The sequence below is a fragment of the Bacillus sp. 2D03 genome (assembly GCF_003946765.1).
In the GTDB taxonomy this organism is placed as follows: domain Bacteria; phylum Bacillota; class Bacilli; order Bacillales; family Bacillaceae_G; genus Bacillus_A; species Bacillus_A cereus.
Map to the genome: position 1 here is coordinate 1 of NZ_RPSJ01000012.1, position 13,646 is coordinate 13,646.

Consider the following 13,646-nt stretch of genomic DNA (forward strand, 5'->3'; position numbering starts at 1 on the left):
AGATTTCCCATAGCGTAAGCTAGTAAGATCCCTGAAAGATGATCAGGTTGATAGGTTCGAGGTGGAAGCATGGTGACATGTGGAGCTGACGAATACTAATAGATCGAGGACTTAACCATATAATATGTAGCAATGTTATCTAGTTTTGAGAGAACATAAAAAACTTGTTGACTTTTAAAGTAAATAAGTTATAATAATGATTGTCTCAAAAGAATAATGTCTGGTAATGATGGCAGAGAGGTCACACCCGTTCCCATACCGAACACGGAAGTTAAGCTCTCTAGCGCCGATGGTAGTTGGGACCTTGTCCCTGTGAGAGTAGGACGTTGCCAGGCAATATTATTCCGCAGTAGCTCAGCGGTAGAGCTATCGGCTGTTAACCGATCGGTCGTAGGTTCGATTCCTACCTGCGGAGCCATTGGAGAGCTGTCCGAGTTGGCCGAAGGAGCACGATTGGAAATCGTGTATACGTCACAAGCGTATCAAGGGTTCGAATCCCTTGCTCTCCGCCATAGGATTTATAATATTTGGCCCGTTGGTCAAGTGGTTAAGACACCGCCCTTTCACGGCGGTAACACGGGTTCGAATCCCGTACGGGTCACCACTTTGGAGGATTAGCTCAGCTGGGAGAGCACCTGCCTTACAAGCAGGGGGTCGGCGGTTCGATCCCGTCATCCTCCACCATATAAATTTTATATGAATAGTATTATCGCGGGGTGGAGCAGCACGGTAGCTCGTCGGGCTCATAACCCGAAGGTCGCAGGTTCAAATCCTGTCCCCGCAACCAAATGGTCCCGTGGTGTAGTGGTTAACATGCCTGCCTGTCACGCAGGAGATCGCCGGTTCGACCCCGGTCGGGACCGCCATTTTAATAAGGCTCGGTAGCTCAGTCGGTAGAGCAGAGGACTGAAAATCCTCGTGTCGGCGGTTCGATTCCGTCCCGAGCCACCATTTATTTTAATAAAATACGCCGGCTTAGCTCAATTGGTAGAGCAACTGACTTGTAATCAGTAGGTTGGGGGTTCAAGTCCTCTAGCCGGCACCATGTAAGTTTCGGAGGGGTAGCGAAGTGGCTAAACGCGGCGGACTGTAAATCCGCTCCTTCGGGTTCGGCAGTTCGAATCTGCCCCCCTCCACCATTTACATAGGGGCATAGTTTAAAGGTAGAACTGAGGTCTCCAAAACCTCCAGTGTGGGTTCGATTCCTACTGCCCCTGCCAAAATATATTTACACAACATGGCGGTTGTGGCGAAGTGGTTAACGCACCGGATTGTGGCTCCGGCATTCGTGGGTTCGATTCCCATCAGTCGCCCCATTTTTATTTTAAAAATTACAAATAATCTAATGGATACTTACATATAATTAAGTAAGAATTCGATGGGCTATAGCCAAGCGGTAAGGCAACGGACTTTGACTCCGTCATGCGCTGGTTCGAATCCAGCTAGCCCAGCCATTTTTGCGGAAGTAGTTCAGTGGTAGAATACAACCTTGCCAAGGTTGGGGTCGCGGGTTCGAATCCCGTCTTCCGCTCCAATAAAATTTTATATGGCGGCATAGCCAAGTGGTAAGGCAGAGGTCTGCAAAACCTTTATCACCGGTTCAAATCCGGTTGCCGCCTTTTCTTTTGTGCCGATGTGGCGGAATTGGCAGACGCGCACGACTCAAAATCGTGTTCCTTCGGGAGTGTCGGTTCGACCCCGACCATCGGTATCATGAACGGCGTAAAAAAGCTCTATACAATTAGTATAGAGCTTTTTTGTTTTCTTTTCATGACATGACAAAATAAGTAGAAAAAGTATTGTATATACAATATTTCTTTCGAGTACTCTAGAGAGAATTTCTCCACCCCGGTGACATGAAGTTGAATCCGATACCACCAGTAGATATTAGTACACTATCAACGGTTAAGTTTGTAACCTCTAAAAACTTCTTTTCAAACCCTTCTCTGTTGTACTTATACATAGTTGAGTGGCACGCCCACATATGCGTTGAAGTACTTAACCAGTCCCCTAAATCTTTTAATTCAGGGAACGACTCAAATTGAATTGGTTCATCTAATTTCATGAATCTCACTTGATAGATAGTTGGGTTTAACTTTTCTTCTATCCCTTTAAGACTATGTGCTTTTTTCTCATTTGAATGTGTCATAATTCTCCCTCTCTCTTTTCTTCAAATTTTTCCCTATTTTTATTATACAGCAATAGAAAGTAATTATAGGAATATTATGGAAATAGGTGTCAGCAATATAAAAAGACTCTAACAGAAATGTTAGAGTCTTTTTGTTAAATTATACTATGTGCTTCTAAAATTCGTAATAAACGTAGGAATTCATGTATAATATAACTTGTCGAAAGAACAAAATGATAGTGATTTATATTATGTCTGTAATATGAATCAAAAATGAACTTTTTATATTTCTTTTAAAAATGTGTTGAACACACATTATATTTCATATTAATATTTTTATGTAGATTTAAAACGGGAAAGAGAGTGGAAAGTATGGGCCGTAAATGGAACAATATTAAAGACAAAAAAGCATCAAAAGATGCAAATACAAGCCGTATATACGCGAAATTTGGGCGTGAAATTTATGTGGCAGCAAAACAAGGCGAGCCAGATCCAGAATCAAACCAAGCGCTAAGAGTTGTATTAGAGCGTGCGAAAACATACAATGTTCCAAGAACAATTATTGATCGTGCAGTTGAAAAAGCAAAAGGCGGTTCAGAAGAAAATTATGACGAGCTTCGTTATGAAGGATTCGGACCAAATGGAGCTATGGTTATTGTAGATACACTTACAAATAACGTAAACCGTACTGCAGCAGATGTACGAGCTGCATTTAGCAAAAATAGTGGTAATATGGGTGTGAACGGTTCTGTAGCTTACATGTTTGATGCGACAGCTGTTATCGGCCTTGAAGGTAAAACATCAGATGAAGTTCTTGAAATTTTAATGGAAGCAGATGTAGATGCACGTGACATTCTAGAAGAAGAAGATTCTGTTATCGTGTATGCTGAACCAGATCAATTCCATGCAGTACAATCTGCACTTAAAGGTGCTGGCGTTGAGGAGTTTACAGTTGCAGAATTAACAATGCTTGCACAAAGTGATGTAACACTTCCTGAAGATGCTCAAGCACAATTTGAGAAAATGGTTGATGCATTAGAAGATTTAGAAGATGTTCAACAAGTTTATCACAACGTAGACTTAGGAGAGTAATACGATAGAAGACCCTTTTCGCTTAGCGGATAGGGTCTTTTTTTATGAAGTTAATTAAGGTGATGAAGTATTAAAGGTATTTTGTTGTAGGTAGTGAATATGATTATAGGGATATATAAAATATTCATTATTTCTAGGAGGCTTAATATGGAACATAAGACACCAAAGCATATAGTTGCTGTAGCAGGTTATTTAACAAATGAAAAAAATGAAGTGTTATTAACAAAAGTGCACTGGCGAGCTGATACGTGGGAGTTGCCAGGAGGACAGGTAGAAGAAGGCGAAGCGCTCGATCAAGCTGTCTGTAGGGAAATAAAAGAGGAAACAGGGTTAACGGTGAAGCCTATCGGAATTACAGGGGTTTATTATAATACCTCTATGCATATTCTAGCTGTTGTTTTTAAAGTAGCATATATAAGTGGTGAAATAAAAACTCAACCTGAAGAGATACAAGAGGCTAAATTTGTTGATTTAAATGAAGAGAACATAGATGAGTATATAACGCGTCCTCATATGAAATCCAGAACGCTTGATGCAATGAGTGCAACACATTTTATTCCGTATGAAACGTGGGAAGTACAGCCATATAATTTAATAGGAAGATTGTAAAGAAAAGAGTAGCCGATTTGAGATACATTCGAATCCCTACTCTTTTTTGTATACTGTTTAAGAAAAAGGTCAAAATAATAATAGCACTAGTATTGATTTGTAGAACGTTTGTTCTGTATAATAAATCTATATGTTATATACATTTAGATTACTAGATAGTCAAAAGTATATATATTTGTAGATGATATAATTAAAGTGTAAAGTGAAAATATAATAGTCTTAAGGGTTTCTCTTTTATTGGTTATTCGTGCTTTAACATAACCTATATTCAATATTTCAGATGAATAGTAGATAAAAAAATACTGTGATACAATACTTTTTTATCCCACTATTTGCTGGGCAGTAAGCCTGATTGATGAGGGCTCATTAAAGTTTCACTTTATACCTTACAATGATGTAAGGTACGTGTAAGAGAAATCGATGGGATATTTTTTTACAACAATGTATTCTTAAAGTAAGAGTTATATGCTGTGTGGAAAAGAGGTGTTCAAGATGAAAGAACGAGTATTATCTAGGGTGAACTATCATCAAAAAGTTGCATTAAATCCAATGACTAAACTTTTTTATAAAGCCATTATATTATTATTATTGTTAAGTTGTACGTTATTATTCATTGGAAATGTAATGATTGAGAAAAGTGATATTAGTAAATTACATGTACCGGCTAAGTTAGAGGTGCCAGAATCATTAACACATGCATTTATTGCGACAGAAGATAAAAGATTTTATCATCATAACGGTTTAGATTATATAGCAATTATTAGGGCCTCAGTTGAGAATATAAAGGCTGGTGGTGTCGTGCAAGGAGGAAGCACGATTACACAACAGCTATCTAAAAATGCCTTTTTAACAAATGAACGTACATTTTCTCGTAAGTGGAAAGAGATTTTTTATACGAAAAAAATTGAACGCACATTTACGAAGGATGAAATTTTAAAATTATATGTAAGTAATATTTATTATGGAGAAGGAGCGTGGGGAATTGAAAAAGCAGCAAACCTTTACTTCGGTAAAAAGGTGAACCAATTAACGTTGGCTGAAAGTGCAATGATGGCTGCTGTAGTAAAAGCACCTGCTTATTACTCACCTGCACAAAATTATGATAAAGCAGTAGAGAGACGAAATGTCGTTTTGAGACTAATGGAGAAAGAAGGCTATATAAGCCATGATGAGTATGTTCAAGCAGTTAGTGAGAAATTGGTAATTCGTCATGATATAAAGATAGAGCAGTCGATGTTAAATAGCGCGCGTAAAAAAGCAGTAAGTTAAGAGAAGTTCCTACAGAGGAGCTTCTTTTTTTGAATAAATTGTGACAAATTGTGACACAATATCGTCACAATTATTGTGTTTTTGTAATTTATGTGAGCGTGTTCATTGCGTGACGTATATAAGTGTTGATATTATGTGTATTGTGTACAATGCTGTATACAGAATATGAATTTAAAGAGGAATGTATATGAAATCAAATAAACTCATGGCTCTTGGTATAGTTTTTTCTATCGCAGTATTGATTGTAATTGGAACAATTGCGTATAGCATCATAAATGACAAAAAAGATAAAGGGAATGAGATGTTTGCTTATTCTACGCAACAATCTTTAGGGAAAGATGATGCTCCAGTTAAGGTAGTTGAATTTGGAGACTTTAAATGTCCTGCTTGTCGTACTTGGGATGTAACAGTATTACCTCGATTAAAAGAAGAGTATATTGATAAAGGCAAAGTGCAGTTATATTTTATTAACTTCCCATTTATCGGAAAAGACTCGGATTTAGGTGCAGCAGCTGGTGAAGCAATTTATAAACAAGATAAAGATTCATTCTGGATTTTCTATGATGAGATTTATCAAAATCAAAAGAAAGATACGGAAGAATGGATTACAGAAGATTTGCTTCTTAGCATTGTGAAAGAGAAACTGCCGAAAGTTGATGTAGAGCAATTTAAGAAAGATTTACACAGTAAAGACATTAAAGAAAAAGTACGTAAAGACTCAGATCGTGCTCAAAAATTAAAAGTTCAAGGTGCTCCTTCAGTATATGTAAACGGAAATCTTGCAAATCCTGATTTTGATAGTATGAAGAAGGCAATTGATAAAGAATTGAAAAAGTGATGAGGTTTCTCATCACTTTTTCGACTTTTTTCGATAAAATTCTTGCCTCTACTTTTTTTACATGCTATACTACTTTACATAAGTTATTCTAATATCTTATATGTAATTCATATTTGCGGGTGTAGTTTAGTGGTAAAACAAGAGCCTTCCAAGCTCTGGTCGAGAGTTCGATTCTCTTCACCCGCTCCAAATTTTATTAAATGTTTTTCTATAAATTGTGATCAACGCAGTGTTTCGTTTCCGAGATAAACGAGGCATTGCGTTTTTTAATGTTTGAAAAACCTAATTACATGCGAAAATAGAAGTAAATAATAGTATTCCAAAAGTGAATTACTAACCAATAGAGTCGTTACATGAGGGATGGATTCATCTGAGGAGGCGATTAAGAGTGGATTTTGAACAATTAAAGCAAGATGTAATTGCGTATAGTAAAACAATTGGCATAGATAAAATAGGCTTTGCGAGTGCTTCTCCTTTTGAGGAATTAAAGCAGCGCTTAATCCAGCAACAACAATTAAATTATCAATCTGGATTTGAAGAGCCTGATATAGAGAAGAGAACGAATCCGCAACTGTTATTACCGGGTGCTAAATCAATTATTGCGATTGCTTTAGCATATCCTTCAAAATTAAAAAATGCACCATTAAGTAAGCGTGGAGAACGCCGTGGGATTTTTTGTCGTGCTTCTTGGGGACAAGATTATCATCTTGTTTTACGAGATCGTTTGCAAAAATTAGAAGCATATTTAATTGAAAAACTTCCGGATATAGAAGTGAAGTCCATGGTTGATACAGGTGAATTAAGTGATCGAGCTGTATCAGAGCGTGCAGGCATTGGATGGAGCGGTAAAAACTGCTCTATTATTACACCTGAATTTGGTTCGTACGTATACTTAGGGGAAATGATTACAAATGTTCCATTCCCGCCAGATAAGCCGATAGAAGATCAATGCGGGGGCTGTACGAAATGTATCGATATTTGTCCTACCGGTGCTTTAATACAGGGGGGACAGTTAGATTCGAAGAAGTGCATTGCGTTTTTAACACAGACGAAAGGATTCCTACCTGAAGAATATCGCGATAAAATAGGAAATCGTATATATGGATGTGATACGTGTCAGACTGTTTGCCCGAAAAACAAAGGAATGGATTTTCATAATCATCCTGAGATGGAGCCGGATCCTGAGCTAGTTAAACCATTATTAACGCCACTTTTAACAATTAGTAATCGTGATTTTAAAGAGAAATATGGGATTATGTCAGGGTCATGGAGAGGGAAAAAGCCACTGCAAAGAAATGCGATTTTAGCATTAGCACATTTTAAAGAAGCATCGGCAATTCCTGATTTAATTGGTGTTATGAAAGATGACCCAAGACCAGTACTACGCGGAACGGCAGCATGGGCACTTGGGAAAATTGGCGGAGATGGAGTAGGCGAAGCGATTGAGAAAGCGATGGAACGTGAGAAAGATGAAGAAGTGCTTCATGAAATGAATCGCGGGCTTGAATTGTTAGCACAGAAAAAAGAGTAGATAATATTTCCCTTTTTCATATTGTAATATGGGAGGGAGACAGAATGGTTGTAAAAACGAAGATTGAAAACCAAGTACAACAATTTTTAGCATATATAACGGAGAAAAGAACGAATGTGGATGGTATTGCTGAGGATTTACTACAAATGGCACTGAGAAAGAAACAATTGTTTCAAAGACGTAGTGCACATATAGTGAAAGCAACTGCGGATGTTTCTTTCATTAGACAATTAAATAGTAATGACCATCAAGAAATTGATTATCAAATACATTTTAAATATTTAATTAAGCATAAAGAATTATTTTATATTGAAGAGGAACAATTAAAACGAAGAGTTTGTTTAAATAATAGTCGGATTATAGGCGATTATGCTATTGAAGTGTCAGAAGAAATTAGAATGGGTGAGACATTAGAAAGGGAAATTACGAAAGAGAAGTACGGTTCTTATCAGTATAATCGTTTAGAGGCAGTGAAATATGCAGAGCGTTGGTGGGATGACCGAAATCCTATGTATCGTAATTTCCCTGATAATTGTACGAATTTCATTTCTCAATGTCTTCATACTGGAGAAGTACCTATGAGCGGGTATCCTAATATTCGTAAAGGATGGTGGCAAAGGGAGAATCAGTGGAGCTGGAGCTGGGCTGTTGCACATTCTTTTTATTGGTATTTGTCAGGTGCTACAACAGGACTTCGAGCAGAGGCGGTAGAAAGGCCAGAAGAACTTATTCTTGGAGATGTCATTGCTTATGATTTCGAGGATGACGGAAGATGGAATCATACGACGATTGTAGTAGCAAAAGATGCAGATGGTATGCCGCTTGTAAATGCACATTCAGCGAATAGCCGTCGACGTTATTGGAACTATGAAGACTCTAGTAAATATACACCACAAATGAAATATAAATTCTTTCATATTATTAATGGGTAGAGATTTTTCGCTCAAGTGGTATAATACGTAGTAGACAAAAAACAGAGGTGAATATCGCGTGGGAGTACATGTTGTTTTATATCAGCCAGAAATTCCAGCAAATACAGGGAATATTGCTCGTACTTGTGCAGCAACTGGAACAGAATTACATTTGATTAGACCGCTTGGATTTTCAACGGATGATAAAATGTTAAAGCGTGCAGGATTAGATTATTGGCAGCACGTAAAAATTACGTATTATGATTCAATTGAAGAATTTTATGAAAAAAATAAAGACGGTGAATTCTTCTATTTAACAAAGTATGGCGAGAAAGCTCATACAGCGTTTGACTATAGCAAGCGCGAGAAGGATTACTATTTTGTATTTGGAAGAGAAACAAACGGCTTACCAGCTAATGTAATCGAAGAAAACTTTGATCATTGTTTACGTATTCCAATGACAGATAAAGTACGTTCATTAAATTTATCTAATACAGCAGCAATTTTAATTTATGAAGCGTTCCGTCAACAAAATTACCCTGGATTAGATTTAGAAATCGTTTATTAAAAGTCGCCATATGGCGACTTTTTTTATAAAATAAAAATAATATATAATCATACATTTAAAAGAGAGGACATAATCATATAGAATGGGATATATGATTAAAAATAGATAAGACGGGTTGAGATAAATATGAAGGAAGAATATAGTAATCAAAATACCTTTTTAAGTATGATAGATATGGATTTAATTAGACAAGGATTATTACATGCTATTCAAGATTTAGTATTCATATTGAAAGTTATTGATAATGAAACGTTTCAATATATGTATGTGAATAAAATAGGAATGGATTATGCTAGGTTAAGCGAAGAGTGCTATGGAAAAACTTTTGCAGAAGTATTACCAAAAGATATAGCGGGGATATTGCAAAGGCAATATGCAAAAGTAGTGAGAGAAGCGAAAGCACATACCTTTTGTGATGTAGTCAATTTACCAAAAGGTGAGATACATTATGAATCTTCACTTAATCCTGTCTGCGACGAAGAAGGAATATGTCAATTTGTTATTTGTATTACAAGAGATATTACAGCTCAAATTGAGGAGAAGACAGAGATAGAGGAAAAACAAATGTTATTTAAGTCGTTACTGGAATATAATAATGACTCAATTATATCTATAGATTCTATAGGGAGAGTTACATATGCAAATCCGGCAACGTATGAAATATTTGGATACCGGTATGAGGAATTAAATAATAAATTTATTTTTGAATTCATTAATAAAGAATATGAAAAAGATTTTCAAATTATATTTAAGGGATCGATGCAAGGAAAAGCAAAACAAATTGTTTCAAAGAAATATGTTCATAAAGAAGGGTACGAGCTATATATTTCTTTGAGAACTATCCCGATTATTGTGAACGGTGAAATTGTTGGGATTTATATTGTTACGAGAGATGTTACAAGGCAAGTATTAAACGAAATGCGAACAGAATATTTAGCTTACTATGACCAGTTAACGGGATTAATGAATAGAATTTCATGTACAAATAAGTTAAATACTTTTTTAAATGAGAGTGTAAATTTTGCACTTGTATTTATAGATTTAGATGAGTTTCATCGTATTAATGATACATTTGGTCATAAAGAGGGAGATAAAGTATTACAAAAAGTTACAGAATGTTTAAGCAATCTAAAAATAGAAGATATGCACTTATTTAGAGAACACGATGATCAATTTGTTATGTTGATAGAAAATATAACGAAAGAATATGTAGAGGAAGTTGCAAAAAGCATACTGAAAAATATTAGTGAATATTTTGTAATCGAAGAAGAAGATGTATATTTAAGTGCGTCAATTGGAATTGTAATGGCTCCAGCAGATGGAGAAGATGAAAAAATACTATTTCAGAGAGTCGATGCTGCTTTAGAAAAAGCAAAAGAAAAAGGAAAAGGACATTATCATTTTTATTGTAGTGGATTAGACTGTGAGCGTGAACAAAGGTTTATAATAGAAAACCAGTTACATCGTGCTATAGAAAAAAATGAATTTTTCTTATATTATCAGCCACAAATTAATATTGAAACGAAAAAAATAGCTAGTATGGAAGCTTTAATAAGGTGGGAGAATAAGGAATTAGGATTTGTTTCTCCAAACCAATTTATTCCGTTGGCAGAAAGAACAGGATTTATTATTAAGCTGGATGAATGGGTAGTAAATCAAGTGTGTCAGCAATTGCGCGAATGGTTAAATAAAGGGTATGATGTGGTCCCAATTGCAGTTAATATTTCAGCTAGACACTTTCGTTCTATTACATTAATAGAGATGATTACACGGGCTTTAAATAAGTACAATGTACCAACTCATTTATTAGCGATAGAGGTTACAGAAGGAGCTCTTATACATAAAGATATATCGAAGAGAGTATTACTACAATTAAAAGAGAAAAATTTAAAGATTCATTTAGATGATTTTGGAACAGGCTATTCATCTTTAAGTTATTTAAAAACATATCCAATTGATACTTTAAAAATTGATCGTTCTTTTATGGAAGGTATACATATAGATGAACGTGATACGAATATTACAGCTGCAATTATTCATTTAGCTCATACTTTAGAATTAAATGTAATTGCAGAAGGAGTAGAAAAAAAGGAGCAAATACAGTTTTTGAAAGAAAAGAATGTGAAGCTTGTACAAGGTTATTATTATAGCCGACCACTATCCAAATATGATATGGAAAATATGTATTATAAATAAAAAAATGATGTGCTAAAAGCACATCATTTTTTATGTGTACCTGGTTTGTCATTGTAACCGGATGTAAAAATAGCTGTAAGAAATGTGAGTGATACACCTAAAATTAATAATAATTTCATACTAATATCCTCCTTACTTTTTTCGGTTCATGAGTTTTATTTATTACCCAAAATGTATGTAAGGTTCTTAGAAGAAAAGAATTTATTTATAATGAATAGCAGTGTAAAAACGTTAATACCTATATTATACAGAATTTTCTTTGAATTTTGGAGAGAATTTTAGTGTGCTATTATATATTTCGTTTTGATTTAAAGAATGTTTAAGGACATCCTAGCATACCTTTTATAATAATCCGATTGAACAAGGAGATGGGGGAGGAGCTATAATGGATATTCTAAAAAAGATTGAACAGCATCGAGCAGCAGAAGAGCGTTTACAATGGGAAGGTACGTTTGCGGAGTATTTGGAGCTTGTGAAAGAAAGACCATGGGTGGCTCAAACAGCACACTCTCGCATTTACAATATGATAAAAGATGCTGGAATTGAAGAAGTTGATGGTAGAAGAAAGTATAACTTCTTTAGTAATCAGCTCTTTGGATTAGAGGATGCTCTAGAACGTCTTGTAGAGGAATATTTTCATCCATCTGCAAAACGATTAGATGTTAGAAAAAGAATTTTATTATTAATGGGTCCTGTTAGTGGAGGGAAATCAACGTTAGTTACAATGTTGAAACGAGGATTAGAAACATATTCAAGAACAGATCGCGGAGCAATTTTTGCAATTAAAGGATGCCCAATGCACGAGGATCCACTGCATTTAATTCCACATCATTTACGAGATGATTTCTTTGATGAGTATGGGGTTAGAATTGAAGGGAATTTATCACCACTAAATGTCATGCGTTTAGAGCAAGAATACGGATCAAGAATTGAGGATGTAGTTGTAGAGCGTATTTTCTTCTCTGAAGATCGCCGTACAGGGATTGGTACATTTAGCCCGTCTGATCCAAAATCACAAGATATTGCAGATTTAACAGGTAGTCTGGACTTTTCTACGATTGCAGAATATGGTTCAGAATCAGATCCGCGTGCGTATCGATTTGATGGAGAATTAAATAAGGCAAACCGAGGAATGATGGAGTTCCAAGAGATGTTAAAATGCGATGAGAAGTTTTTATGGCACTTATTATCACTTACGCAAGAAGGGAATTTCAAAGCGGGAAGATTTGCGCTTATTTCAGCAGATGAATTAATTGTAGCGCATACGAATGAAACAGAGTATCGCTCATTTATAGCAAATAAGAAAAATGAAGCATTGCACTCAAGAATTATTGTAATGCCAGTTCCTTATAATTTACGAGTAAGTGAAGAAGAACATATTTATGAAAAAATGATTCGTGAAAGTGATGTATCGAATGTTCACATTGCACCACACACACTTCGCGTTGCAGCAATGTTCACTATTTTAACTCGTTTAAAAGATCCGAAGCGTCCGGATATTGATTTAATTAAAAAGATGCGTTTGTATGATGGAGAAACGGTAGAAGGTTATAATGCGATTGATGTAGAAGAATTACAACGCGAATATCAAGATGAAGGTATGAAGGGTATTGATCCTCGTTATGTCATTAACCGAATTTCGTCTACAATCATTCGAAAAGAGGTACCATCTATTAACGCGTTAGATGTACTTAGATCTTTAAAAGATGGGCTAGATCAGCATCCATCCATTAGTAATGAAGACCGTGAACGTTACATGAATTTCATCTCATTAGCGAGAAAAGAATACGATGAAATCGCGAAGAAAGAAGTACAAAAAGCGTTTGTTTATTCATATGAAGAATCAGCTAAGACGCTTATGGATAATTACTTAGATAACGTCGAGGCGTACTGCAATAAATCGAAATTACGTGATCCGTTAACAGGAGAAGAAATGAGTCCAGATGAAAAATTAATGCGCTCAATTGAAGAGCAAATTGGAATTTCAGAAAATGCTAAGAAAGCGTTCCGTGAAGAGATTTTAATTCGCATTTCTGCTTATGCCCGTAAAGGAAAACGCTTTGATTATAATTCACATGAACGTCTTCGTGAAGCGATTCAGAAAAAACTATTTGCTGATTTAAAAGATATAGTGAAAATTACAACATCAACGAAAACGCCGGACGAAAATCAGCTTAAGAAAATCAATGATGTTGTTGCGCGTTTAATTGATGAGCATGGCTATAATTCTTCTTCAGCAAATGAATTACTACGCTATGTAGGTAGCTTGTTAAACAGATAGTTTGATAACAAAACGCTGTCTCTTGTATTTTGCGGGACAGCGTTTTATTATCCGTTCATATGTGTATAAAGTGTCATACCTTGTCCAAATGTAATAAATTAAGATGCAATTTTATGAATTTATTGTCAATTATTTTTACAATATGCATATGATAGAGTAACCAACCATTCATACGAAAAAAGCCAACACAATACAATATGTTGCAAAGTAAAAATATGTGCAA

10 protein-coding genes, 16 tRNA genes and 2 rRNA genes are annotated in these 13,646 nt (G+C 35.6%); 27 read left to right on the top strand and 1 reads right to left on the bottom strand.

The genetic code is table 11. From position 1 onward, the window contains the following. The 17 genes from EBQ15_RS23225 to EBQ15_RS23305 form a co-directional block, all read left to right on the top strand. Positions 1–119, top strand: a 23S ribosomal RNA gene (locus EBQ15_RS23225); the annotation flags it as partial. 100 nt (positions 120–219) lie between these two features. Then, a 5S ribosomal RNA gene (gene rrf / locus EBQ15_RS23230) occupies positions 220–335 on the top strand. An 8-nt stretch (positions 336–343) separates the two neighbouring features. Then, positions 344–418 (top strand) — tRNA-Asn (locus EBQ15_RS23235). Positions 419–420: 2 nt separating this feature from the next. Beyond that, positions 421–512 (top strand) — tRNA-Ser (locus EBQ15_RS23240). 17 nt (positions 513–529) lie between these two features. Continuing rightward, positions 530–604, top strand: a tRNA-Glu gene (locus EBQ15_RS23245). Between the two features lie 4 nt (positions 605–608). Beyond that, positions 609–684, top strand: a tRNA-Val gene (locus EBQ15_RS23250). A 26-nt stretch (positions 685–710) separates the two neighbouring features. Continuing rightward, positions 711–787: transfer RNA gene (locus EBQ15_RS23255), tRNA-Met, on the top strand. Positions 788–790: 3 nt separating this feature from the next. Beyond that, positions 791–866: transfer RNA gene (locus EBQ15_RS23260), tRNA-Asp, on the top strand. A gap of 9 nt (positions 867–875) precedes the next feature. Further along, positions 876–951: transfer RNA gene (locus tag EBQ15_RS23265), tRNA-Phe, on the top strand. Between the two features lie 18 nt (positions 952–969). Continuing rightward, a tRNA-Thr gene (locus EBQ15_RS23270) sits at positions 970–1,045 on the top strand. A 10-nt stretch (positions 1,046–1,055) separates the two neighbouring features. Then, a tRNA-Tyr gene (locus EBQ15_RS23275) sits at positions 1,056–1,139 on the top strand. Positions 1,140–1,146: 7 nt separating this feature from the next. Continuing rightward, positions 1,147–1,220: transfer RNA gene (locus EBQ15_RS23280), tRNA-Trp, on the top strand. A 20-nt stretch (positions 1,221–1,240) separates the two neighbouring features. Further along, positions 1,241–1,316 (top strand) — tRNA-His (locus EBQ15_RS23285). Between the two features lie 63 nt (positions 1,317–1,379). Then, positions 1,380–1,454, top strand: a tRNA-Gln gene (locus EBQ15_RS23290). Between the two features lie 5 nt (positions 1,455–1,459). Continuing rightward, a tRNA-Gly gene (locus tag EBQ15_RS23295) sits at positions 1,460–1,534 on the top strand. A 14-nt stretch (positions 1,535–1,548) separates the two neighbouring features. Next, positions 1,549–1,619, top strand: a tRNA-Cys gene (locus tag EBQ15_RS23300). Between the two features lie 10 nt (positions 1,620–1,629). Next, a tRNA-Leu gene (locus EBQ15_RS23305) sits at positions 1,630–1,711 on the top strand. 117 nt (positions 1,712–1,828) lie between these two features. Here the strand turns inward: EBQ15_RS23305 and EBQ15_RS23310 are convergent. Then, positions 1,829–2,149 (bottom strand): DUF3884 family protein, encoded by a 321-nt coding sequence (locus EBQ15_RS23310; RefSeq protein WP_000149817.1) that lies wholly within the window; start codon positions 2,147–2,149, stop codon positions 1,829–1,831. Between the two features lie 351 nt (positions 2,150–2,500). Here EBQ15_RS23310 and EBQ15_RS23315 point away from each other — a divergent pair, with 351 nt between their 5' ends. The 10 genes from EBQ15_RS23315 (at position 2,501) to EBQ15_RS23360 (ending at position 13,423) form a co-directional block, all read left to right on the top strand. Beyond that, positions 2,501–3,220: a YebC/PmpR family DNA-binding transcriptional regulator gene (locus EBQ15_RS23315; protein ID WP_000532952.1), complete on the top strand. Its 720-nt coding sequence runs from the start codon at positions 2,501–2,503 to the stop codon at positions 3,218–3,220. 147 nt (positions 3,221–3,367) lie between these two features. Then, entirely contained in the window at positions 3,368–3,829 is a 462-nt protein-coding gene (locus EBQ15_RS23320; RefSeq protein ID WP_000400457.1) for an NUDIX hydrolase, read from the top strand. Between the two features lie 492 nt (positions 3,830–4,321). Continuing rightward, a complete protein-coding gene (locus EBQ15_RS23325) occupies positions 4,322–5,098 on the top strand; it encodes a transglycosylase domain-containing protein (RefSeq protein WP_000664715.1) in 777 nt (258 codons plus the stop codon). Positions 5,099–5,285: 187 nt separating this feature from the next. Further along, the gene (locus tag EBQ15_RS23330) at positions 5,286–5,936 is read left to right on the top strand and encodes a DsbA family protein (RefSeq protein WP_000841306.1); all 651 of its coding nucleotides are present in this window, start codon (positions 5,286–5,288) and stop codon (positions 5,934–5,936) included. Between the two features lie 115 nt (positions 5,937–6,051). Further along, positions 6,052–6,125: transfer RNA gene (locus EBQ15_RS23335), tRNA-Gly, on the top strand. A gap of 199 nt (positions 6,126–6,324) precedes the next feature. Continuing rightward, positions 6,325–7,467, top strand: coding sequence for a tRNA epoxyqueuosine(34) reductase QueG (queG, locus tag EBQ15_RS23340; RefSeq protein ID WP_000345215.1), 1,143 nt, complete (start codon positions 6,325–6,327; stop codon positions 7,465–7,467). 44 nt (positions 7,468–7,511) lie between these two features. Further along, on the top strand, positions 7,512–8,399 hold the full coding sequence (locus EBQ15_RS23345; protein ID WP_000260592.1) for an amidase domain-containing protein: 888 nt from the start codon (positions 7,512–7,514) through the stop codon (positions 8,397–8,399). A 58-nt stretch (positions 8,400–8,457) separates the two neighbouring features. Further along, on the top strand, positions 8,458–8,946 hold the full coding sequence (trmL, locus tag EBQ15_RS23350; protein WP_000538147.1) for a tRNA (uridine(34)/cytosine(34)/5-carboxymethylaminomethyluridine(34)-2'-O)-methyltransferase TrmL: 489 nt from the start codon (positions 8,458–8,460) through the stop codon (positions 8,944–8,946). A gap of 126 nt (positions 8,947–9,072) precedes the next feature. Then, on the top strand, positions 9,073–11,142 hold the full coding sequence (locus EBQ15_RS23355) for a sensor domain-containing protein (protein ID WP_000657168.1): 2,070 nt from the start codon (positions 9,073–9,075) through the stop codon (positions 11,140–11,142). Between the two features lie 385 nt (positions 11,143–11,527). After that, positions 11,528–13,423 carry a PrkA family serine protein kinase gene (locus EBQ15_RS23360; RefSeq protein ID WP_000353273.1) on the top strand — a complete coding sequence of 632 codons (1,896 nt, stop codon included), beginning with the start codon at positions 11,528–11,530 and terminating at the stop codon, positions 13,421–13,423. Positions 13,424–13,646 lie beyond the last annotated feature (223 nt).